Annotated in this window: 15 protein-coding genes; 5 read left to right on the top strand and 10 right to left on the bottom strand. The window is 60.1% G+C overall.

Features of this window, described 5'->3' with window-relative positions; translation table 11 throughout:
* Positions 1-24: 24 nt before the first annotated feature.
* Positions 25-720 (bottom strand): leucyl/phenylalanyl-tRNA--protein transferase, encoded by a 696-nt coding sequence (gene aat / locus HER32_RS19430; protein ID WP_168683065.1) that lies wholly within the window; start codon positions 718-720, stop codon positions 25-27.
* Positions 721-940: 220 nt separating this feature from the next.
* On the opposite strand from aat, the gene HER32_RS19435 reads away from it, so the two are divergent.
* The 4 genes from HER32_RS19435 (at position 941) to HER32_RS19450 (ending at position 9,875) form a co-directional block, all read left to right on the top strand.
* Entirely contained in the window at positions 941-3,646 is a 2,706-nt protein-coding gene (locus HER32_RS19435; RefSeq protein ID WP_168683066.1) for a valine--tRNA ligase, read from the top strand.
* Between the two features lie 194 nt (positions 3,647-3,840).
* Complete coding sequence (locus HER32_RS19440) at positions 3,841-5,967, top strand: S9 family peptidase (RefSeq protein WP_410503883.1); 2,127 nt, start codon at positions 3,841-3,843, stop codon at positions 5,965-5,967.
* A gap of 115 nt (positions 5,968-6,082) precedes the next feature.
* On the top strand, positions 6,083-6,817 hold the full coding sequence (locus HER32_RS19445) for a hypothetical protein (protein WP_168683067.1): 735 nt from the start codon (positions 6,083-6,085) through the stop codon (positions 6,815-6,817).
* A 466-nt stretch (positions 6,818-7,283) separates the two neighbouring features.
* Positions 7,284-9,875, top strand: coding sequence for a TonB-dependent receptor domain-containing protein (locus tag HER32_RS19450; protein ID WP_168683068.1), 2,592 nt, complete (start codon positions 7,284-7,286; stop codon positions 9,873-9,875).
* Between the two features lie 78 nt (positions 9,876-9,953).
* Here HER32_RS19450 and HER32_RS19455 read toward each other — a convergent pair whose 3' ends face one another.
* The 3 genes from HER32_RS19455 to HER32_RS19465 form a co-directional block, all read right to left on the bottom strand.
* A complete protein-coding gene (locus tag HER32_RS19455) occupies positions 9,954-10,157 on the bottom strand; it encodes a hypothetical protein (RefSeq protein WP_149071641.1) in 204 nt (67 codons plus the stop codon).
* An 85-nt stretch (positions 10,158-10,242) separates the two neighbouring features.
* The gene (locus HER32_RS19460; RefSeq protein WP_168683069.1) at positions 10,243-11,655 is read right to left on the bottom strand and encodes a dihydrolipoamide acetyltransferase family protein; all 1,413 of its coding nucleotides are present in this window, start codon (positions 11,653-11,655) and stop codon (positions 10,243-10,245) included.
* Between the two features lie 157 nt (positions 11,656-11,812).
* On the bottom strand, positions 11,813-13,069 hold the full coding sequence (locus HER32_RS19465; RefSeq protein WP_168683070.1) for a competence/damage-inducible protein A: 1,257 nt from the start codon (positions 13,067-13,069) through the stop codon (positions 11,813-11,815).
* A gap of 186 nt (positions 13,070-13,255) precedes the next feature.
* On the opposite strand from HER32_RS19465, the gene HER32_RS19470 reads away from it, so the two are divergent.
* Positions 13,256-13,999, top strand: a complete 744-nt coding sequence (locus tag HER32_RS19470) for a DUF4197 domain-containing protein (protein WP_168683071.1) — start codon at positions 13,256-13,258, stop codon at positions 13,997-13,999.
* A 157-nt stretch (positions 14,000-14,156) separates the two neighbouring features.
* Here HER32_RS19470 and HER32_RS19475 read toward each other — a convergent pair whose 3' ends face one another.
* The 6 genes from HER32_RS19475 to HER32_RS19500 all read right to left on the bottom strand — a co-directional run bounded on the left by HER32_RS19475 (position 14,157) and on the right by HER32_RS19500 (position 20,746).
* Positions 14,157-14,519 (bottom strand): hypothetical protein, encoded by a 363-nt coding sequence (locus HER32_RS19475; RefSeq protein WP_168683072.1) that lies wholly within the window; start codon positions 14,517-14,519, stop codon positions 14,157-14,159.
* Positions 14,520-14,713: 194 nt separating this feature from the next.
* The gene (locus HER32_RS19480) at positions 14,714-15,346 is read right to left on the bottom strand and encodes an ATP-binding cassette domain-containing protein (RefSeq protein ID WP_168683073.1); all 633 of its coding nucleotides are present in this window, start codon (positions 15,344-15,346) and stop codon (positions 14,714-14,716) included.
* A gap of 83 nt (positions 15,347-15,429) precedes the next feature.
* Positions 15,430-16,230, bottom strand: coding sequence for an acyl-ACP--UDP-N-acetylglucosamine O-acyltransferase (gene lpxA / locus HER32_RS19485; RefSeq protein WP_149071523.1), 801 nt, complete (start codon positions 16,228-16,230; stop codon positions 15,430-15,432).
* A gap of 112 nt (positions 16,231-16,342) precedes the next feature.
* Positions 16,343-17,737 (bottom strand): bifunctional UDP-3-O-[3-hydroxymyristoyl] N-acetylglucosamine deacetylase/3-hydroxyacyl-ACP dehydratase, encoded by a 1,395-nt coding sequence (locus HER32_RS19490; protein WP_149071524.1) that lies wholly within the window; start codon positions 17,735-17,737, stop codon positions 16,343-16,345.
* A 133-nt stretch (positions 17,738-17,870) separates the two neighbouring features.
* Positions 17,871-18,911, bottom strand: coding sequence for a UDP-3-O-(3-hydroxymyristoyl)glucosamine N-acyltransferase (lpxD, locus tag HER32_RS19495; protein WP_168683074.1), 1,041 nt, complete (start codon positions 18,909-18,911; stop codon positions 17,871-17,873).
* Between the two features lie 44 nt (positions 18,912-18,955).
* Entirely contained in the window at positions 18,956-20,746 is a 1,791-nt protein-coding gene (locus HER32_RS19500; protein ID WP_168683075.1) for a hypothetical protein, read from the bottom strand.
* Positions 20,747-20,787: the final 41 nt, after the last annotated feature.

Here is a 20,787-nt window from a genome sequence, read left to right on the forward strand (position 1 = left end):
CCATAAGCCCTGCTACGGCAGGGCTTATGGCGTTATAGCGGGCCGCAGTTCCGGTCCGAAACGCAGCTCGCGCCCGGCTGCTTGCTCTAGCTGTAACAACCGCAGAAACTCGCGGCGGCTTACCTCCTCGGCTCCCAAGGCGGCCAGGTGGGGCGTGAGCTGCTGAATGTCGAGCAACGTAGCCCCCTGCCGGCGTAGGCTCTCTATCAGGGCCAGCAAAGCCAGCTTGGAGGCATTGGGGCGGGTATGAAACATGCTCTCCCCCGCAAATACACCCCGCACGGCCACCCCGTAAACGCCGCCTACCAGCTCAGTGCCGTCCCACACCTCCACGCTGTGGGCCCGTCCCGCCCGGTGGAGGGCCACGTAGCCGCGCACCAGCTGGGGCGTAATCCAGGTGCCCGCCTGCTCGGGACGGGGCTGCTGCTGGCAGGCCCGCATCACTTGTTCAAACGCTTCGTTGAAGCTGATGCGCCAGGGACTCTGGCGCTGGGCCCGGGCCAGGGAGCGGCCCACGTGCAGGCGCTCCAGCCGCAGAATGCCGCGCCGGGGCGGACAAAACCACGGCAGCACCGGCCAGCCCTCCACCGGCCACGGAAAAATGCCCCGGCTGTAGGCAGCGGTGAGGTTTTCGACGGTCGGCTCCCCACCGAGCAGCACCAGGCCTTCCACGGAGTCGTCGGCGGCCTTATCGGGATTGGCAGGGAAGGGCAGGAGCATAGAAGGAAGCAAACGAAGGGTAAGTTGGGCGCTGAGAAGCCAGGCAAGAATCAAAAGTAGAGAAGCGCCGGCGCTAAACCCAGTTCGATTCCTGAGGTGCGCCCAGTGCCAGGACGGCTACTTACTAAAGGCCAGTTCGGCCGGGAACGGCCGAACATTTCCCGCCCCGCCCGAAATGCCTACTTTTGCGCCCGTATTCCGACTTGAATTCCCTCCGCTGATGTCCATCGCCAAAACCTATACCCCCGCCGACGTTGAAGCCAAATGGTACCAGCGCTGGCAGGAGCAGGGCTTCTTCAAAGCCAAGGCCAACCCCCGCAAGCAGCCGTACTCAGTAGTTATTCCGCCACCCAACGTGACGGGTGTGCTGCACATGGGCCACATGCTGAACAATACCATTCAGGATGTGCTGGTGCGCCGGGCCCGCATGCAGGGCAAGGAAGCTTGCTGGGTGCCCGGCACCGACCACGCCTCTATTGCCACCGAAGCCAAGGTAGTAGCCTTGCTGAAGGAGCAGGGCATCGAGAAGAAGGACCTCACGCGGGAGCAGTTCCTGGAGCATGCTTTTGCCTGGAAGGAAAAGTACGGCGGCATCATTCTGGAGCAGCTCAAGCAACTGGGCGCCTCCTGCGACTGGGACCGGACGCGCTTCACCATGGAGCCCGAACTGACCGAGGCCGTGCTGCGTGTGTTCGTGGACCTGCACCAGAAAGGTCTGATTTACCGCGGTATCCGCATGGTAAACTGGGACCCGCAAAGCCAAACGGCCCTGTCTGACGAGGAAGTAATTCCCAAGGACGTGATGGCCAAGATGTACCACCTGCGGTATGAGGTGGTAGGAGCGGAGAGCTTAGATGGTAGAACTGAGAACTTAGAGACAGAAGGTGAGGGGCAGAACGATTCTAAGCTCTCAGCTCTAAACTCTCAGTTCTTAACAGTAGCTACGTCGCGGCCCGAAACCATCATGGCCGACGTGGCCGTGGCGGTGAACCCCAACGACCCGCGCTACACCCACCTGCACGGGGCGAAAGTGCGGATTCCGCTGCTGGGGCGCGAAATTCCGGTGATTCTGGACGAGTACGTAAGCATCGACTTCGGGACGGGTGCGCTGAAGGTGACGCCGGCCCACGATCTGAACGACTACGAGCTGGGCGTAAAGCACAATCTGCCCGTTATCGACATCCTCAACAACGACGGCTCACTCAACGAGAAGGCCGTGCTGTACGTGGGCCAGGACCGGTTTGCCGCCCGCCGCAACATCGTGAAAGACCTGGAGGAAGCCGGCCACTTGGTGAAGGTAGACGAGTACGCCAGCATCGTGCAGACCTCGGAGCGCACCAAGGCCGTGATTGAGCCCCGCCTGAGCTTGCAGTGGTTCCTGAAAATGGAGCACCTGGCCAAGCCGGCCCTGGAAGTGGTGGAAAACGACACCGTGAAGCTGCATCCGGCCAAGTTCAAGAACACCTACCGGGTGTGGATGGAGAACGTGCGCGACTGGTGCATCTCGCGCCAGCTGTGGTGGGGCCAGCAGATTCCGGCCTACTACCTGCCCGATGGTACTTATGTGGTGGCCCTCACCGCCGAGGAAGCCTTGGTGCAGGCCCGGGAGCAAAGCGGCAACCAGGACCTGCAACTCACCGACTTGCGCCAGGATGAGGACGTGCTGGATACCTGGTTTTCCTCGTGGCTGTGGCCGATTTCGGTGTTCGACGGCTTCAAGGACCCCGACAACGCTGACGTCAACTATTTCTATCCCACCAACGACCTGGTAACGGGGCCCGACATCCTGTTCTTCTGGGTGGCGCGCATGATTATGGCCGGGCTGGAGTACCGCAAGGAAATACCTTTCCGCAACGTGTACCTCACCGGCATCGTGCGTGACTCGCAAGGCCGCAAGATGAGCAAGCAACTCGGTAACTCACCCGATCCGCTGGACCTGATCAAGCAATTCGGGGCTGATGGTGTACGCACCGGTATGCTTTTCTCGGCACCGGCCGGCAACGACCTGCTCTACGACGAAAAGCTGGTGGAGCAAGGCCGCAACTTCAGCAACAAGCTCTGGAATGCCTTCCGCCTTACCAAAGGCTGGGAGGTGGATGCCGCGCTGCCCTTCGCGAATGAGAAGGCAGTAGAGTGGTTTTCGGCCAAGCTGAACGCCACCATCTCGGAGTTGGATGAGCACTTCGAGAAATTCCGGATTTCGGATGCGCTGATGACGGTGTACAAGCTGGTGTGGGACGACTTCTGCTCCGAGTATCTGGAGATGATCAAGCCCGCTTACCAGGCTCCCATCGACCCCGAAACGCTGCGCCTGACCACCGGTTTCCTCGAAACGCTGCTGAAACTGCTGCACCCGTTCATGCCCTTCATCACGGAGGAAATCTGGCATGAGCTGAAGGAGCGCGGCCCCAAGGAGTACGTGTGCGTGGCTGCCTGGCCCAAAGCCCAGCCCATAGCCGGCGCGGCCGATCTGCTGGCCCGCATGGAAAAGGCCCTGGCTATTGTGGGCGGGGTACGTACCATCCGCAACCAGAAGGGCCTCGGCCCCAACAAGCCCCTGACCCTGGCCGCCAAAACCGACGACCCACAGTTGCTCCAAGACTACGACCCCATCATCCGCAAGCTGGCCGCCCTCACCGACGTTTCGGTGGTGACGGAAGCGCCGGCCGCTTCGGTGAGCTTCGTGACGGGCAGCAGTGAGTTCTTCGTGCCCCTGGAAGGCCAGATTGACCTTGGTGCCGAGAAAGAACGCCTCGGCAAAGAACTGGAGTACGCCCAGGGTTTCCGCGACTCGGTCCTGAAAAAGCTGGCCAACGAGAAATTCGTGGCCAACGCCAAGCCCGACCTGGTGGAGCGCGAGCGGCAGAAGCTAGCCGACGCCGAAGCCAAAATCACGGCCCTGGAACAAAGCCTGGCAGCACTCTAAGTCGGTTGCTTACAACTGATCTGTCATCCTGAGCGGAGCGAAGGACCTTAGCACGTTTGAACGAGTCAATCGGACTCTACCATGCGTGCTAAGGTCCTTCGCTCCGCTCAGGATGACAATTTTATGGCCTAGCCCGCGCTGCTCGCAATTTCCTCGTTTCTTTAGTGCAGCCATTCATTTCATCTGGTTGCCCTATGAACCTTTTCTCCACCTGCCTGACGGGCCTTGGCGTGCTGCTAAGCGGCGCAGTCCTGGCTCAGACGCCCTCCGCTACCATGTCCAAACCGCCCGTGGCCGCCATTAAGGCCAAAGAACTGAAGTCGCCCTTCGGCACGCGCACCGATAACTACTACTGGCTGAATGAGCGCGAAAACCCCGAAGTCATCAGCTACCTGAACGCCGAAAACGCCTACACCGAGCAACAGCTGGCTCCGGTGAAAGGCCTGGAGGAAAAGCTGTTTCAGGAAATCAAGGGGCGCATCAAGGAACAGGACGAGTCGGTGCCCTACCGCGACAATGGGTATTACTACTACACCCGCTTCGAGGCCGGAGCCGAGTACCCCATTTACTGCCGCAAAAAAGGCAGCCTGAGCGCCAAGGAGGAAGTCCTGCTCAACGCCAACGAGCTGGGCAAGGGCAAAGCCTACTACCAGATTGGCGGCTTCGAGGTGAGCGACGACAACCAGGTGCTGGCTTACTCCGAGGACGTGGTGAGCCGCCGCCTGTACACGCTGCGCTTCCGCAACCTCAAAACCGGCCAGCTCTTTCCCGAGCAAATCCCCAACACCAGCGGCAACGCCGTGTGGGCCGCCGATAACAAGACCGTGTTCTATACCCGCAAGGACCCCGGCACCCTCCTCGACTACCAGCTCTACCGCCATACCCTGGGCACGGACCCCAAGCAGGACCAGCTGGTGTACGAGGAAAAGGACAACACCTTCCGCATTGGCGTGCACCGCTCCAAGTCGCGCCGGTACGTACTGCTGGATATCGGCAGCACCATGTCGTCGGAGGTGCGCTATCTGGAGGCCGGCAAACCAGCCGAAGCGCTGAAAGTGTTTCTGCCCCGGGAGGCTGACCACTTGTATGAGGTAGAGCACCTGGGCGACCAGTTCTATGTGCGCTCCAACGCTGGCGCGCCCAACTTCCGCCTGTTGAAAACGCCCGTAACCAATACGGCCAAAACCGCCTGGCAGGAGGTCATTGCCCACCGCCCCGATGTGTTTCTGGAAAACATGGAGCTGTTCAAGGATTATCTGGTGCTGGGCGAGCGGAAAGAAGGCTTGCTGCAGCTACGCGTGATTCGGTGGAAGGACAAGCAGGAGCACTACCTCAACTTCGGTGAGCCCGCCTACACGGCCGCCATCAGCATCAACCCCGAGTTTGATACGCCGGTGCTGCGCTACAGTTACTCCTCGCTCACCACCCCATCTTCCACCTACGACTACGACATGGCCGCCCGCAGCAAAAAGCTGCTGAAGGAGCAGGCCGTGCTGGGCAGCTTCAAGAAGGAAGACTACGTGACCGAGCGGGTGTATGCCACGGCTACCGACGGCACCAAAATTCCCATGTCCATTGTCTACAAGAAGGGCTTTAAGAAGGATGGCACGGCGCCGGTGCTGCAGTACGCCTACGGCTCCTACGGCTACTCCACCAACCCCACCTTCAGCACCGCCCGCCTCAGCCTCTTGGATCGGGGCTTTGCCTACGTGATTTGCCACATCCGGGGCGGCCAGGAAATGGGCCGGCAGTGGTACGAGAACGGCAAGAAGCTCAAGAAGAAAAACACCTTCACTGACTTCACCGACTGCTCCAAGTACCTCATCGACCAGAAATTCACCTCCGCCAATAAGCTGTTTGCCATGGGCGGCTCGGCCGGCGGGCTGCTGATGGGCGCGGTGGTGAACAACCACCCCGAGTACTACAAGGGCGTAGTGGCGGCCGTGCCCTTCGTGGACGTGGTGACCACCATGCTCGATGAAAGCATTCCGCTGACCACCGGGGAGTACGACGAGTGGGGCAACCCCAACCAGAAGGAGTTCTACGATTACATGCTTTCCTACTCGCCCTACGACCAGGTGAAAGCCCAGCAGTACCCCAACATGCTCGTGACCACCGGCCTGCACGACTCGCAGGTGCAGTACTTTGAGCCCGCCAAATGGGTAGCCAAGCTGCGCACCGTAAAAACGGACAACAACCTGCTACTCCTGCACACCGACATGGCTGCCGGTCACGGCGGGGCATCCGGCCGCTTTAAGTCCATCCACGACACAGCCCGGCAATTTGCCTTTATGCTGCTATTGTTGGGCGTGAAAGCTTAGATTTAGTAAACCAGGTATAGAGGAGGCAGCCTGCAGGCTGATGGGGAAGCACCAATCCGCCATCAGCCCGAAGGTTGCCTCTTTTGCGTTTGGTTGCACGGTTTATCATCCACTTATGCTGACGGCTAATCTCCAGTACCTGCATACTTCCGCGCCGTTGTGGCTGAGTGCTTTATTCATCTGTTGCACGGCGGCTACGGCGGCGTTGCTGGCGCGGGCCCTGCAGCGGGCTGGCTTGCCTACCGGCCGCTACTGGCTGCTAGCGGGCGTTTGGCTGGCATTGCAGGCTGTGCTGGCAGGAGCCGGGTTTTATCAGCAAAGCCTGGAGGCATTGCCGCCTCGCCTGGTGGTGACGGGCATTCTGCCCACCGTAGTTGTCCTGCTGATGGTGCTGCTGTCGGGGACAGGGCGACGAGGCATGGCCCGGCTGCCGCTTGCCGATCTGGCCGGGGTGAGCGTGGTGCGGGTAGGCGTGGAGGTGGGGCTGTATGGGCTGGCGGCTGCCCACCTGGTACCTGAGCTGATGACCTTTGCCGGCCGCAACTTCGATGTGCTGGCCGGCCTCTCGGCCCCGGTAGTAGCCGCTTTCTACCGGCATGGGCGCCTGGGACGCGGCGGCCTGCTGGCCTGGCATCTGGGCAGCTTAGTGTTGCTGGGTACTATCGTAGGGCTGGCGTTGCTGACGGCCCCCACACCCCTGCAGCAGCTGGCCTTCGGGCAGCCCAATGTAGCCGTCGTGCGCTTTCCCTTTGTGTGGCTGGCTACGTTCATTGTACCGGTCGTGCTGTTTACGCACGTAGCCAGCCTGTACCTGCTGTGGCGCCCTCGTCCAGCTCCGGCAGCCGGCTAGTTCGGGGTAGTGCCGCTTCCTGCGCCCCTGCGTTGTGCCTTTGGATGAAAGTCTAATCGGCACAACGCAGGGGCGTGCTGGTTTCTGGGCGGCTGGTGCCAGAGAGGCTGCCGTTTGCGCCGGATACGACCAAGCCATACTATCCTAGCCTTGGTATGTCAACTTTGCCAAGCCCGAACGCCGACCAGAAGGGCTGGAGAGGTGAAAATGAGGGATAGAGGCAGGTTACCAGACAAGAAAGAATGAACAACTGCCCGGCGCAGCAGTTTTTTTGGCGGTTCGTGCCACCTCTGCCGCAAAATAGTGTCTGTGGCGCATTGCCAGGTAGGTTGGCGGGAGGCTTTGACGGCACCAGTAGTCAGGAGCCAAGCGTTGGTCGATACCCGGTGGGGCCTCGCTCCAGAGGCACATACTTTTAAGGCTTTGAGGTGCCGGCGACGCGGGCCTGTGGCTGTTTTTCTCTGATATGAAACGAATTTTTCTGTTGATTTTCCTGACTGCCGGAGGTACGGCAGCTTTGGCCCAGCAACCCGCCGGCGCGGAGCGTCCGGCCGGTGCCTCCCGCCCGGCCGGGGGCGGCCGACCCGCCGGTGCTCCGGCCGCGGCTGCCCAGCCCCGGGAGGGGACTGGCCGCATCACGGGTACCGTGCTCGATGCCACCAGCAAGCAGCCGGTACCGTTTGCCACCATTGCCCTCTTCAACCCCGCTACTAACAAGCCCGTGGATGGCACGGCCGCCGACGACAACGGCAAGTTTTCCCTCACGCGCGTGGCCGCCGGCACCTATACCGTGCAGATCAGCTTTATCGGCTACCAGCAGATCGAAAAGCCCGGCGTGGTCATTACCGAAGATGGCAACACCGTGGCCCTGGGTACCATCTCGCTGGCTTCCACAGCTCAAAAGCTGGGCGAAGTGGTGGTGGAAGGTCAGCGCAGCCTGATTGAAGAGAAAGTAGACCGCACGGTGTACAACGCCGAGAAGGACGAAACCACCCGGGGCGGCGACGCCACCGACGTGCTGCGCCGCGTGCCCAGCCTTTCGGTGGACCTCGACGGCAACGTGACCCTGCGCGGCTCCCAGAACATCCGGGTACTCATCAACAACCGCCCCAGCACCATTGCCGCCAACTCCATTGCCGATGCCCTCAAGCAGATTCCGGCCGACCAGATCAAAAGCGTAGAGGTGATTACCGCGCCCTCGGCCAAGTACGACGCCGAAGGCTCGGGCGGCATCATCAACATTGTGACCAAGCAAAACAACCTGCAGGGCTTCACGCTGGATGGGCGCGTGAGCGGGGGCCTGCGCTCCGCCGATGCGGGTGTGTCGGCCTCGTACCGGGCCGGCAAAATGGGCTTCTCGCTGAACGCAGGCGGACGCGGGGGCTATAACACGCCGGGCTCCTTCGAAAACGCGCAGACCACCTACAGCATCACCGGCAACGACCTGAGCACCCGCACCAAGCTCAGCACCACTACGCAGTCGGCCGAGACGCGCAACAACCAGTTTGGGGGCCGCTACTCCCTGGGCTGGGACTACGACATCAACAAGCAGAACTTCCTCACGGCCTCGGCCCAGCTGGGCATGCGCAATGGCACTACCTACCAGGACGGCCTCACCACCAGCATCCAGCGCTTTGATGGCACCACGAACCCCGCCGCCACCGTGCGCGACGTGAAGGTACTCGACAAGGCCAACACGCTGGATTTGAGCTTGGGCTACACGCACAACTTCGCCGTGCCCCAGCGCGAGCTGAGCTTGCAAACCCAGTATAGCCGCAACAACCGCCAGAACGACTTCACCAACGACATCCTGGAAGGTGCCCAGGCTGGCACCGAATTGCGCAACCTCAACGACAGCTACAACCAGGAAGTAACGCTGCAGGCCGACTACCAGACCCCGCTGGGCGACAAGCAGTTATTGGAGCTGGGTGGCAAGAACATTTCCCGCCAGGTGGAAAGCGACTATACTACTCTCACCAACGGCCAGCCGCAGCCGGGCCTGGGTTTGTCCAACGTCTTCACCTACCGCCAGAACGTGTCGGCGGCCTACGCGTCCTACACGCTGGGCTTCGGCGAGAACTATACCCTGAAAGCCGGCACTCGTTACGAGTACACCACCATCGACGCCGACTTTGAAACCTCGGAGGTGGATAAGATTCCGAGCTACGGGGTGCTGGTGCCCAGCCTCAACCTGTCGAAGAAGCTCAAGAACGGCAACACCGTGAAGGCGGCCTACAACCGCCGCATCCAGCGCCCGTCGTTGCAGTTTCTGAACCCCAACCGCCAGGCACAGAACCCGGTCAATATCACCGAAGGCAATCCACTGCTGCGCCCGGAGTATACCAACAACTTCGAGCTGGGCTATAACACCTTCATCAAGCAAACCTCGCTCAACTTCACAGCCTTCGCCCGCAACACTAACAAGTCCATCCAGCCCATCCGCACGGCCAGCGCCAATGGCGACACCATCCGCACCGGGTACGGTAACATCGGCACGGAAAACGCCTACGGCACCAGCGTGTTTGCCAACGTGAACCTGAACAACAAGCTCACCGTGGGCGGCGGCGCGGATCTGTACTACGCCGTGCTCGACAACAACAATACTACTGACGTGCGCTTCTCGGCCAGCAACAAGGGCTGGGTAGCCAGTGGCCGCCTCATGGGCAGCTACAACTTCACCAAGGGCTGGGGCCTGCAGTTCTTCTCTTTCTACCGGGGACGGCAGGTGCAGCTCCAGGGCTACCAGGGCGGCATCGGCGTGTACAGCCTCAGCCTGAAAAAGGACTTCGCCGATAAGAAAGGCTCCTTCGGCATCGGGGCCGACAACTTCTTTACGCCCAAATGGCGCATCCGCAGTGAGGTTAGCTCGCCCTTGCTCGACCAGAATAGCCTGAACGTGCTGCGCCGTACCAGCGTGCGGGCCACGCTCAGCTACCGCATCGGTAAGATGAGCATGGCTCCGCAACGGCGCAAGAAGTCGGTGAACAACGACGACCTGAAGGATGGTGGCGGTGCGCCCACCGAAGCGCCCGCCCAGCAAAGCGGCGGCCGCCCGTAAGGTGTACATCCAGCAGCCTAAGACAAAGCCCCGCCAATGCAGATTGGCGGGGCTTTGTTTTGGTGTACTAGTTCCTGGTTACTGCGCTTTCAGGCTGTCGGGGACGGCGCCGCGCTTGATCAGAGTGAGCTGGTTCTGCAGCTGGAAGTTCACCTGCTCGCAGTCGGCGAAACGCTTCTCGGCCAGCTGCAAGGCCTTTTCGGTGGTGTTAAGCTGCTGATACAAAAACAGGATCAAGCCGAGGGCAATGAGCAGGGCCGCGAGGGAAAGGACTTTGTTCATGGGCAAAAAGCAGGGCGAAGCAGCTGCCTCGCCCTGACTGGTAAGTTAGTGATGCGTCATCTTGGCTTGACGCCTGACAAAGCGGCTAGATGGCCGTGTTGGGGTCGAACTGCTCGAGGTAGTCGGCTACCTTGCGCACGAACATGCCACCCAGTGAACCATCCACCACGCGGTGGTCGTAGGAGTGCGAGAGGAACATGAAGTGGCGGATGCCAATCAGGTCACCCTGAGGGGTTTCTATTACGGCCGGCTTCTTCTTGATGGCCCCCACAGCCATGATGGCCACCTGGGGCTGCATGATGATGGGCGTGCCCATCACGTTGCCGAAAGAGCCTACGTTCGACAGGGTATAGGTACCATTTTCCAGGTCCTCGGGCTTGAGCTTGTTGGCCCGGGCGCGGGCGGCCAGGTCGTTTACGCGCTTGGTCAGGCCGTTCAGGTTCAACTGGTCGGCGTTGTGAATCACGGGCACGATGAGGTTGCCCGAAGGCAAGGCCACAGCTACGCCCACGTTGATGTCGCGCTTCTTGATGATGTAGTCCCCATCTACCGACACGTTGATGTTGGGGAAGTCCTGGATAGCGCGGGCAATGGCCTGCACGAAGATGGGCGTGAAGGTGAGGTTTTCGCCCTCGCGCTTTTTGTAGGCATCCTTGTGCTTGTTGCGCCAGTTCACGATTTCGGTCACGTCGGCTTCCACGAAGCTCGTCACGTGGGGCGAAATGCGCTTGGAGTCCACCATGCGCTGGGCAATCATCTTGCGCATCCGGTCCATTTCCACCAGCTCCTGCCCACCACTTACGGAAGGCGCGGGCTTGCTGGCAGGGGCTGGGGAAGCAGCAGGCTTACCTGCCGGGGCGGCGGGTGCTGCTGGAGCCGCTTGGGGGGCGGGCGTCGGAGTGGCAACGGGGGCCGAAGCTGCCGTGGAGGCTGCGGTGGGCGCAGGTGCGGCGGCCAGGGGCTTTTTACCACCAGCTACGTAATCGAGGATGTCTTTCTTGGTGACGCGGCCCTCGGAGCCGGTGCCGGGCAGGCACTCCAGGTCCGCCATTGAAATGCCTTCTTCGCGGGCAATGCTGAGCACCAGCGGGGAGTAGAAACGGCCGGGCTGGGGCTGAGCTGCAGCAGTTTGCTGCTGAGCCTGCGGGTCGTGCGGCTCGGGCAGGTAAGGTACCTCGGGAGCAAAGGTGCCAGTGCTGGCAGCAGGCTCGGCAGCGGGAGCCGGAGCGGTGGGTGCCGCTGCGCCAGCGCTGGCCGTGTCGGTTTCGATGATGGCAATGGGCGCGCCCACAGCTACTACCTGGCCTTCCTGCACCAGGATTTCCTGCAGCACGCCGGCGTGAATGGCGGGTACCTCGGTATCTACCTTGTCGGTAGCTACTTCCAGCACCGACTCGTCCTGCTCAATGGCTTCACCTACTTGTTTGAGCCATTTCAGGACGGTGCCTTCCATAATGCTTTCGCCCATTTTGGGCATCACCATTTCCACTCGTGCCATGCGTAATCAGAAAATGTAAAGTTGGGGGGGATTGGGTTGGGGGCAGAACTGCAGCTCCGGTCCACTAAGTTTGGGTGGGTGGGCCGAAAAACCGGTCAAAGGTAGCCTTTTTGGCTTGGCGCGCCAATGCCGATTCCAAACCAGCCTTGGCAGACTGCTACTCGGCGGCGGGCAGGCTGAGGCGCAGCAGATTGAGCAGGGCGTGGGTCACATACTCGATGTTGAGCTGGCGGCTGCGGTTGAATACGATTTTGCGAGTCACGGTCCGATGCGCGTCGGCGTAGGCCAGCCAGAAGGTGCCCACGGGCTTTTCCTCCGAGCCGCCGTCGGGGCCGGCAATGCCGCTGGTAGCCAGGGCCACGTCGGTGCCCAGGTGCTGACGGGCGCCTTCGGCCATCTGGCGCACCACTTCCTCGCTCACGGCTCCATGTGCAGCCAGGGTTTCAGGTAGTACCCCCAGCTGACTGATTTTGATGTCGTTATGATAAGCAATAACGCTGCCCCGGAAATACCGGGAGCTACCTGCTACGCTCGTGAGCTTATGGGCCAGGTAGCCGCCGGTGCAACTCTCGGCAGTGGCTACCGTGAGGCCCCGTGCGGCCAGCAGCTGGCCCACGGCCTGCTCCAGCGGAATGTCGGTTTCGGCGAAGATGTGCTGGCCGAGCTTCTCGCGCAAAGCTGGCAGCAAGGCTTCCATACGGCCGCGCAGGTTGGGCTGGCCGTCGTCGGTGCCGGTGAGGCGCAGGCGCACAGCCCCCAAGGAGGGCAGGTAAGCCAGCTTCACGTTGGCCGGCAGGGCATCTTCCCAGTCGGCAATCTGCTCGGCCAGCATCGACTCGCCCAGGCCCGCGGTCTGCACCACGATGTGCTCGATGGGCGGCACCTGAAAGTGGGCGGCCAGGCGCGGGAGCACGGTGTCCGTCATCATACGCTTCATTTCGAACGGCACCCCGGGCATGCTCACAAATACGGTACCCTGGTCCTCGAACCACATACCCGGCGCCGTGCCCAGGGCGTTGGGCACGGGCACGCAGGAAGCGGGCAGAAACGCCTGCTGGCGGTTCACCTCCGTGACGGGCCGGTTGAAGCGGGCGAAAATAGCCTCCACATTGCGCAAGGAGGGCTCGTCGAGCACCAGCTCCGTGTTGAAGTAGCGCGTGAGGATGTGCTTGGTCAGGTCGTCCTTGGTGGGGCCCAGGCCGCCGGTGGTCAGCACCACGTTGGCGCGGGTGCGGGCCAAGTCCAGCGCCGTCACGATTTCGTCGGCGCGGTCCGAAACGCTCGTTATTTGCCGCACCCGGATGCCGAGCTTGCCCAGCTCCTGACCCAGAAAGGCCGAGTTGGTGTCGATAACCTGGCCGTAAAGAAGTTCGTCGCCGATGGTAATGATTTCGGCCGTGGGGACTGATTGCATGGAAAAAAGAGTTTCTAGTTGCTGGTTTCTAGTTTCGGGTTCTTGCTTCGGGTTGCGCGTCAATGTTGATACAAACAACTAGAAACCCGAAACTAGAAACCCGAAACTCAAAAAATATTGGTCCGGTTTATGCAAACGGGCGGACAAGGCTGCCGTACAGCCCACCGACCTTTGCCGCTTCGATTTATGAAAAACTTTCGCTATTCACTGATTTTGGCCTTGGGGACCAGCCTAAGCTTCTCGGCCTGCGCCCAAACCATTACGCTGCCGCGCGTAGGTGGCATTACGCTGCCCAAGCCAACCTCGACCACCCAAACCGGGGCCGTCACCCAGCAGGAAGCTGCCAGCGGCCTGAAGGAAGCGCTGGTGCAGGGCATCAGCAAAGGCGCCGACCAGGCCTCACAGCAGGACGGCTTCTACCTCAACAACCTGATTCGTATTCCTTTCCCTGCCGATGCCCAGCGCGTGGCGACCACGCTCCGCAAGATCGGGCTGGGCGCGGAAGTTGATAAGTTTGAGTTAAGCTTAAATCGGGGCGCCGAAGATGCGGCCAAAAGTGCCAAGCCCATCTTTATTTCCGCCATCAAGAGCCTCACTTTTTCCGACGTGTGGAATATCCTGACAGGGGAGAAAGACGCGGCTACCCAGTACCTCAAGCGCACGACTACTACGCAGCTCACCACGGCCTTTAAGCCCATCATTCAGCAAAGCCTCGATAAGGTGGGCGCTACGCGCTACTACACCAGCCTCACCACCCGCTACAACCAGATTCCGCTGGTGAAGCCCGTGCAGACCGACCTGAACCAGTACGCCACCGGCAAGGCCATTGATGGCCTGTTCACGCTTATTGCCCAGGAAGAAGCCAACATCCGCGAAAACCCCATTGCCCGCACCACCGAGCTGCTCAAGCGCGTATTCGGCCGGAAGTAGGCGGGAGGCTTTAGGGCTCAGGATTTAGAAAACTTGTAGCAGATAACTAAAAAACGGAAGAAAAAGAAAGGCCCCGCAACAACCGTTGCGGGGCCTTTTCCATACACTCTAAGCTCTAAGCTCTAAGCTCTAAGCTCTAAGCTCTAAGCTCTAAGCTCTAATAGTCATCATCGTCGTAGCGGCCTTTGCTTTTGCCGCGGCTGCCGCCGAAGCTGTCGTCATCGTCAAGGTCGTCGTTGAAGTCATCGTCGTCATCGTCGCCGAATGAGCCAAAGCCGCTGCCGCTGTCGGGGTCTTCGGCGGCTTCGGCGGCCGTGAATTCTTCCTCCGTCATGCTCGCTAAGTCGAGGGCTTCGTCGTGGGAAGAGCCCGTGTCGCGCCACATCAGGTAGTCGGCATATTTGGCCGAGAGTTGGTCCTCCGAGGAGCCGCGGGTTTTGCCACCGCCGGCTTTGGCGAAGCTATCCAGCTCATCGTCGTCATCAAGGAAATCGTCGTCGAGGTTGTCGTATTGTCTCATGGCCTTGCTAGGGCAGTAAGGGTTGAAAATTCAAAGAAAGCAAGCCGTGCGTAGGCGGCAAAGATACGGGCAGAGCGGCCCCGAAGTTCAGTGGTCCGTGGCCGAACACCGGACGTTACAATTTAGGACAGAAAACCATTGCAGCGTGTGCGTAGCCATAATTCGGTGAAAATTTCTGCTGTAGCGTACTATAGTTACTGAGCGGGCCGGGCGCCAAAATCGGTAATCTGGAGGTGATGCTGGCAAAAATCGTATTCCTCCGGCACGTTGCTCGACACCAGCACCAGGCGCCCGGGCAGGGTATTCCGGATGTGCTCCTGGTACCAGGCCACGCCCGTGCGGTCGAGGTTGGTGGTAGGCTCGTCGAGCAGCAGCAGGGGGGCTTCGGAGTACAGGGCCAGGGCCAGCTTGAGGCGCTGCTTCATGCCGGATGAAAAATCGCGCACCAGCTTGTGACGTGATTTTTCCAGGTACATCAGCTCAATCAGGCGGCTGGGGCTGTAGCCGGCCCGAAATGGTTTGAACCGGGCATGAAACTGCAGCAGCTCCAGCAGCGTGAGTTCCTCAATCAGCTCCAGATAGGGGGCCGCATAGGCCAGCAGCCCGGGCACGTTTTCCACCGGTACTGCCTGCCCCTTGAACGAGTACGTTACGGTCCCTTCCGACGCCAGCAGCTGCCCCGATAACGTGTTGAGCAGGGTGCTTTTGCCGGCCCCGTTAGGCCCCAGAATGGCCGTAGCCGTGCCCGGTTGAAAGGTGTGCGTCAGCCGGCGGAATATCCAGTCGCGCACGAAGCGTTTTCCCAACCCGGTAGCCTCAATCTGCATGTTCGTTAAGCTGTTAGCTGATGGCTGTTAGCTGGTTGAAAAAGCCAACGGTTACTAGCCACCAGCTAACAGCTTACTAGCAACTACTCGCCGCCCCCGTTGCCGTTGCGGGAATAGCCTTTGATAACGCCCCGGCCGGAGTTACGAATGAAGTTCACGACCTCATCCCGCTCGGGCGAAGGGGCCAGCTCCAGCTCAATCTGGTCGAGGGCCGCGTTGTTGTTCAGGCCACTGAGGAAAAGCAGGCGGTAGAGCTGCTGGATTTCGGCAATCTTCTGGTCGGAGAACCCCCGGCGGCGCAGGCCAATGGAGTTGATGCCCGCGTAGCTGAGCGGCTCCCGCCCCGCCTTTACGAAGGGCGGCACGTCCTTGCGAATCAGGGAGCCGCCCGAAATCATGGCGTGGGCCCCGATGTGTACAAACTGGTGAATGGAAGAGGAACCCCCGATGATGGCGTAGTCGCCGATTTCTACGTGCCCGGCCACCTGCACCGTGTTGGCCAGAATGCAGTTGTTACCAATCACGCAGTCGTGGGCCACGTGCACGTAGGCCATAATCAGGCAGTTGGCGCCTACTACCGTCTTGAGCTTGTCAATGGTGCCCCGGTTCACCGTCACGCACTCCCGAATCACGGTGTTGTCGCCGATGTGGGCCGTGGTCCGCTCACCGGCGAACTTCAGGTCCTGCGGCATGGCGGCAATAACGGCGCCGGGAAAAATCTTGCAGTTCTTGCCAATGCGCGCCCCCGCCATAATGGTCACATTGGGGCCAATCCAGGTGCCTTCCCCGATTTCCACGTCTTTATCAATCGTGGTGAAGGGCTCAACGACGACATTCTGCGCAATAATTGCCTCGGGGTGGATGTAGGCGAGCGGCTGGTTCATTCGGTGGGTAATTAGTAATTAAGAATTAATAATTAAGAATTGTCTCAACGCCCAGGCAAACGGTGGTCGGCTGAGAATTATTCATTCCTACTTATTAATTACTAATTGAAAATCAGGCGTCTTTGCGGACGATGCTGGCCGTCATTTCGGCCTCCATCACCACTTTGCCATTCACGAAGGCCTTGCCGCTCATCTTGGCAATGCCGCGTTTGATAGGAGCCAACAACTGGCACTTGAAAATGATGGTGTCGCCGGGCAGAACTTTGCGGCGGAAGCGGCAGCTTTCGATGCCCATGAAGTAGGTCCAGTAGTTTTCGGGGTCGGGCACGGTGTTGAGTACCAGAATTCCGCCCGTCTGGGCCATGGCTTCAATCTGCAGCACGCCGGGCATCACCGGGTTGCCGGGGAAGTGGCCCGGGAAAAACGGCTCGTTCATCGTCACGTTCTTCACGCCGGTTACCGTGTTGGCATCCAGGTGAATGATCTTGTCGATGAGCAGGAAGGGGTAGCGGTGGGGCAGGATCTGGCTGATCTTGTTGATGTCCATCACCGGCTCCCGCGAGGGGTCGTACGTAGGCACCGGCGACGAATTGGCCTCCAGCATCTTTTTCTTGATTTTCTTGGCAAAGGCCACGTTGGCCGCGTGCCCGGGCCGGGCCGCCAGGATCTGGCCTTTCAGCGGGCGGCCTACCAGGGCCAGGTCCCCAATCAGGTCGAGGAGTTTGTGGCGGGCCGGCTCGTTTTTGTGGCGCAGGTCCACGTTGTTGAGGATGCCTTCCTTCTTCACCGCTACTTTGGGCTTGCCCAGCATGGTGGCCAGTTCGCTCAGCTCCTCTTCGCTTACTACGCGGTCTACCACCACAATGGCATTGCTCAGATCACCGCCTTTGATGAGGTTTTGCTTGTAGAGGGCTTCCAGCTCGTGCAGAAAGCAGAAGGTGCGTGAGCTGGAAATTTCGGAGGCAAACTGGGTGATATCGGTGAGGGACGCGTGCTGGGAGCCCAGCACGGGGGAGTTGTAGTCCACCATCACCGTTACGCGGTAGTCGTTCAGGGGCAGGCCGGCAATTTCCACGGCCCGCGGGTTGTCGACAAACCGTATTTCGTCGGGAATTTCGAAGTAGTTGCGCAGGGCGTTCTGCTCTTCCAGGCCTACTTCCTGCAGGGGCTTGATAAACTCGTAGCTAGAGCCATCCATAATGGGCGGCTCGGGGCCATCGAGCTGAATCAGCACGTTATCGATCTGCAACCCTACCAAGGCGGCCAGCGTGTGCTCCACCGTGTTTACGCGGGCCCCGTTCTGCTCAATGGTTGTGCCGCGGCTCAGGTCCACTACGTTGTCTACGTCGGCGTCTACAATGGGCTGCCCGGGCAGGTCTACGCGCTGAAATTTATACCCGTGGTTGATGGGCGCCGGGCAAAAGGTCATGGTAGCTACCACGCCGGTGTGCAGGCCAATGCCGCTTACCGTCACGGGAGCCTTAATGGTATGTTGCTTGTCGTTCATTGATAAGCTGTGAGCTGCTGGCGTTTTCGCGGTTAGCTGACGTTCAAAAAAATCGGAGAGGAGGGTGGTAAGGATCAAAAAGCTGTTAACCAATAACTAACAGCCATTCGTCAGCAGCTTCGCGTCTGCAAAGCTAGGACTTTTCGGGCGTCTGCGCATTGCGCTCCAGTGCCGTGAGGCGGCGGTCCAGTTCGGGCAGGTGCCGGAAGATGGCATTGGCCCGCAAACTGTCGCGCAGGCTAAAGGCGGGGGAGCCCTGCAGAAACTCGCCCGAAACCTTAATGGACTTGCCCACGCCCGACTGCGCCGTGACGGTGGTTTTGTCGGCCAGGGTGAGGTGGCCGGCAATACCGGTTTGCCCGGCCAGTACGCAGTAGCTGCCAATCTTGGTAGAGCCCGAAATGCCGGTTTGCGCGGCAATAACCGTGTGGCGGCCAACCTCCACGTTGTGGGCAATCTGCACCAGGTTATCCACTTTCGAGCCCTCCCGAATGATGGTGGAGCCCATGGTGGCGCAGTCGATGGTGGCATTGGCACCCACGCTCACGTTGTCTTCCAGCACTACGTTGCCAATCTGCGGGATGGGCCGGTAAGAGCCGTCGGGCTGGGGGGCAAAGCCGAAGCCGTCGGAGCCAATTACGGCGCCGGCGTGCACCACGCAGCGCGCCCCAATCACCGTGTCGGCGTAGATTTTAGCTCCGGCGTAAATGATGGTGCCGTCGCCGATGCGGCACCGGTCGCCGATGGTGGCATGCGGAAAAATGAGCACATCCTGCCCAATCACGCAGTTCTCGCCGATGTAGGAAAAAGCGCCGCGGTAGTGGTTAGCGCCGATGGTGGAGCCCGCGCCCAGGAAGGACGGATCTTCCACGCCACGGCGGCCGGTGCGGGTGCTTTGCTGGTAGAATTCCAGCAGGGCCGTAAAGCAGGAATAGGGGTCCTCTACCCGGATAAGCGCCGCCGTCACGGGCTGGCGCAGCTCCAGGGTGCGGCTTACAATGACGGCCGTAGCGCCCGTGGTGTACAGCTGGGGCTCGTATTTGGGGTTGGCCAAGAAGGTAATGGCACCCACTTGGGCTTCTTCGATTTTTGCCAGCCGATCAACGCGTAGTGCGGCGTCACCTTCCACTGCTCCGTGCAGCACCTCTGCTATCTGGCCTACGGTAAATTCCATCAGGCAAAAGTAGAGAAATATCTATTTCCGCCCGTTACCAGCGGCTATTGTCTGCTCGGCTGTGCCTCTGGCCTAAGCTGAACTACGGGCGCATACATAGTTACCCACCCATCGGCATATACAGGGCAGTAAGCTACGCCGTGCAACAGCAGCCGCGCCGAGCGGACGGGGCGTTCCAGCACCAGCAGATCGAAGGGCTTTGGGTACAAGGTGCTATTACTGAACGCGTACAACGGGTAGTGAGCCGACTGGGCGTAGTGGTGAAAATATAGCTGATGAAAAGGCGCCCGGTAGTAGACGTGTCGCGGCTGCCGGCGGCGCACCCACTGGTATGCACGCTGCAACTGCTGTTCGCGCTGCTGCATAGCAACTACTACTTGGTGGGCGCGGATTATTTTGTACACACCATACGCGCCCACCAACACCATACTTAGCAGCGCAGCCCACCCTTTAGGCAGGCGGAAGCGAGTGAACAGGTAATCGAGGCAGGTGGCTGCTACCAGAAAGAAGTAAGGCAGCAGATACAAGAGTGCCCGGGCCGGGACCTGCACGCGCTGCAACGGCATTAGCACCAGCGGCAGCAGGAGCATGACCAAAGCAGCACCACATACCCGGCGCCGTTCCGGTGGGAGCATTGGCAGCAGGACGACGGCTCCTACGGGAACCAGAAAAACGGCCCACTCAACCAAGCGCTGCTGCCCAAACAGCTCGTGGATTTGCGCCTGTAAGTACGACGTGTAGCTTTCTAAAAAGGCGCTGAGGGTCTGAGGAGCAATGTAGGCGTTAGCCACCAAGGACCTAAGCCCGGAAATGGCTATGATCGGGCTATATACTAGGAGCGCCCCGCCGACTATTACTACAAGAGCTAAAGCCAACGTAAGCAACGGCCTGGTTTGCTGGCGCCGCGCGAAGCCGGGAACGGCCACAACGGTAAGCGCCGCTAACACATACGCGTAGGTAGGCACGGTGTACATGCCCAGTACGCCCGTCAACACGAAGCCAAACCACAGGAAGCCCTGTTCCTTCGGGGCCGCTAGCAGGCGTAGAGTGGCAAAAAACTGCACTACTGATAGGGTAAGCAACAAAAAATACCCCCGCCCAGCTACGGCGTAATACAGCGCCATAGGCGAGAAGCTAACTAAGCCAACAACTAGAAAGGCCGCGCGGAAACCAGCGAAACGCAGGAGCAGCAGAAAGAGCAGCACCGTGCCGACCAGGCTTATCAGAAAGGCCGGAAGCCGTAGAACCAGGGCGGCATTATCAGAGAAGCAGCTAACCAGCCAGCAACTTAGGCTAAAGAGAACATGGTTGTTGGGGAAGGGGTAAAAGCTGGTACTGGCCAAGGCACTGCCCCGCACAAAGTAGTCGTAGGTAGCCACCTCGTCGGTGCCTAAGGGGTAGGCCAGCGCGTAGTACAAGCGTACCACCAGAATACTAAGGAGCAAAGCTCCGCTCAGCCCCCGCTCCAGTCCTGATAACGCCCGCCAAGGCTTAAGTAAGCTCCCGAGCAGGCGCCGAGCATCCCACCAAAAGGCCCGCATAGTATAGGCCCCAGGCCGGCGCCGCACCTCATAATAGGTAGCCACCGCCCCCAGCAAAAAGCAGCTAGCCAGCCCCGCTATAAATACTCGGTAGCGGCTAGCCTCTACGTGCAGCACAAAGCCCGGCACGTCGTTCTGCGCGTAGAGCGCGTGGCGTAGGGTCTGGAAATCCGCGGGAGAAGTGAAACCATACAGCAGGGCCAGACTACCACTAACCAGCAGCAGACACAGGGCAAACAAGCCTAGCGGCAAGCTGCGGCTTCCTTCAGCCAACTGCTGACGAAACGAGGGCATATTGGAAAGAGTAACAAACTGCCTCAACGTCAGCGGCAAAG

Source organism: Hymenobacter sp. BT18 (assembly GCF_012273015.1).
GTDB classification, from domain to species: Bacteria; Bacteroidota; Bacteroidia; order Cytophagales; family Hymenobacteraceae; genus Hymenobacter; species Hymenobacter lutimineralis.

Bases quoted from the DNA above. Each gene is read 5' to 3' on its own strand.
- lpxD (WP_168683074.1), bottom strand. From the start codon at position 18,911: ATGGAATTTACCGTAGGCCAGATAGCAGAGGTGCTGCACGGAGCAGTG.
- lpxA (WP_149071523.1), bottom strand. From the start codon at position 16,230: ATGAACCAGCCGCTCGCCTACATCCACCCCGAGGCAATTATTGCGCAG.
- HER32_RS19465 (WP_168683070.1), bottom strand. From the start codon at position 13,069: ATGCAATCAGTCCCCACGGCCGAAATCATTACCATCGGCGACGAACTT.
- HER32_RS19475 (WP_168683072.1), bottom strand. From the start codon at position 14,519: ATGAGACAATACGACAACCTCGACGACGATTTCCTTGATGACGACGAT.
- HER32_RS19435 (WP_168683066.1), top strand. From the start codon at position 941: ATGTCCATCGCCAAAACCTATACCCCCGCCGACGTTGAAGCCAAATGG.
- HER32_RS19455 (WP_149071641.1), bottom strand. From the start codon at position 10,157: ATGAACAAAGTCCTTTCCCTCGCGGCCCTGCTCATTGCCCTCGGCTTG.
- HER32_RS19490 (WP_149071524.1), bottom strand. From the start codon at position 17,737: ATGAACGACAAGCAACATACCATTAAGGCTCCCGTGACGGTAAGCGGC.
- HER32_RS19470 (WP_168683071.1), top strand. From the start codon at position 13,256: ATGAAAAACTTTCGCTATTCACTGATTTTGGCCTTGGGGACCAGCCTA.
- HER32_RS19480 (WP_168683073.1), bottom strand. From the start codon at position 15,346: ATGCAGATTGAGGCTACCGGGTTGGGAAAACGCTTCGTGCGCGACTGG.
- aat (WP_168683065.1), bottom strand. From the start codon at position 720: ATGCTCCTGCCCTTCCCTGCCAATCCCGATAAGGCCGCCGACGACTCC.
- HER32_RS19450 (WP_168683068.1), top strand. From the start codon at position 7,284: ATGAAACGAATTTTTCTGTTGATTTTCCTGACTGCCGGAGGTACGGCA.
- HER32_RS19445 (WP_168683067.1), top strand. From the start codon at position 6,083: ATGCTGACGGCTAATCTCCAGTACCTGCATACTTCCGCGCCGTTGTGG.
- HER32_RS19460 (WP_168683069.1), bottom strand. From the start codon at position 11,655: ATGGCACGAGTGGAAATGGTGATGCCCAAAATGGGCGAAAGCATTATG.
- HER32_RS19440 (WP_410503883.1), top strand. From the start codon at position 3,841: ATGAACCTTTTCTCCACCTGCCTGACGGGCCTTGGCGTGCTGCTAAGC.
- HER32_RS19500 (WP_168683075.1), bottom strand. From the start codon at position 20,746: ATGCCCTCGTTTCGTCAGCAGTTGGCTGAAGGAAGCCGCAGCTTGCCG.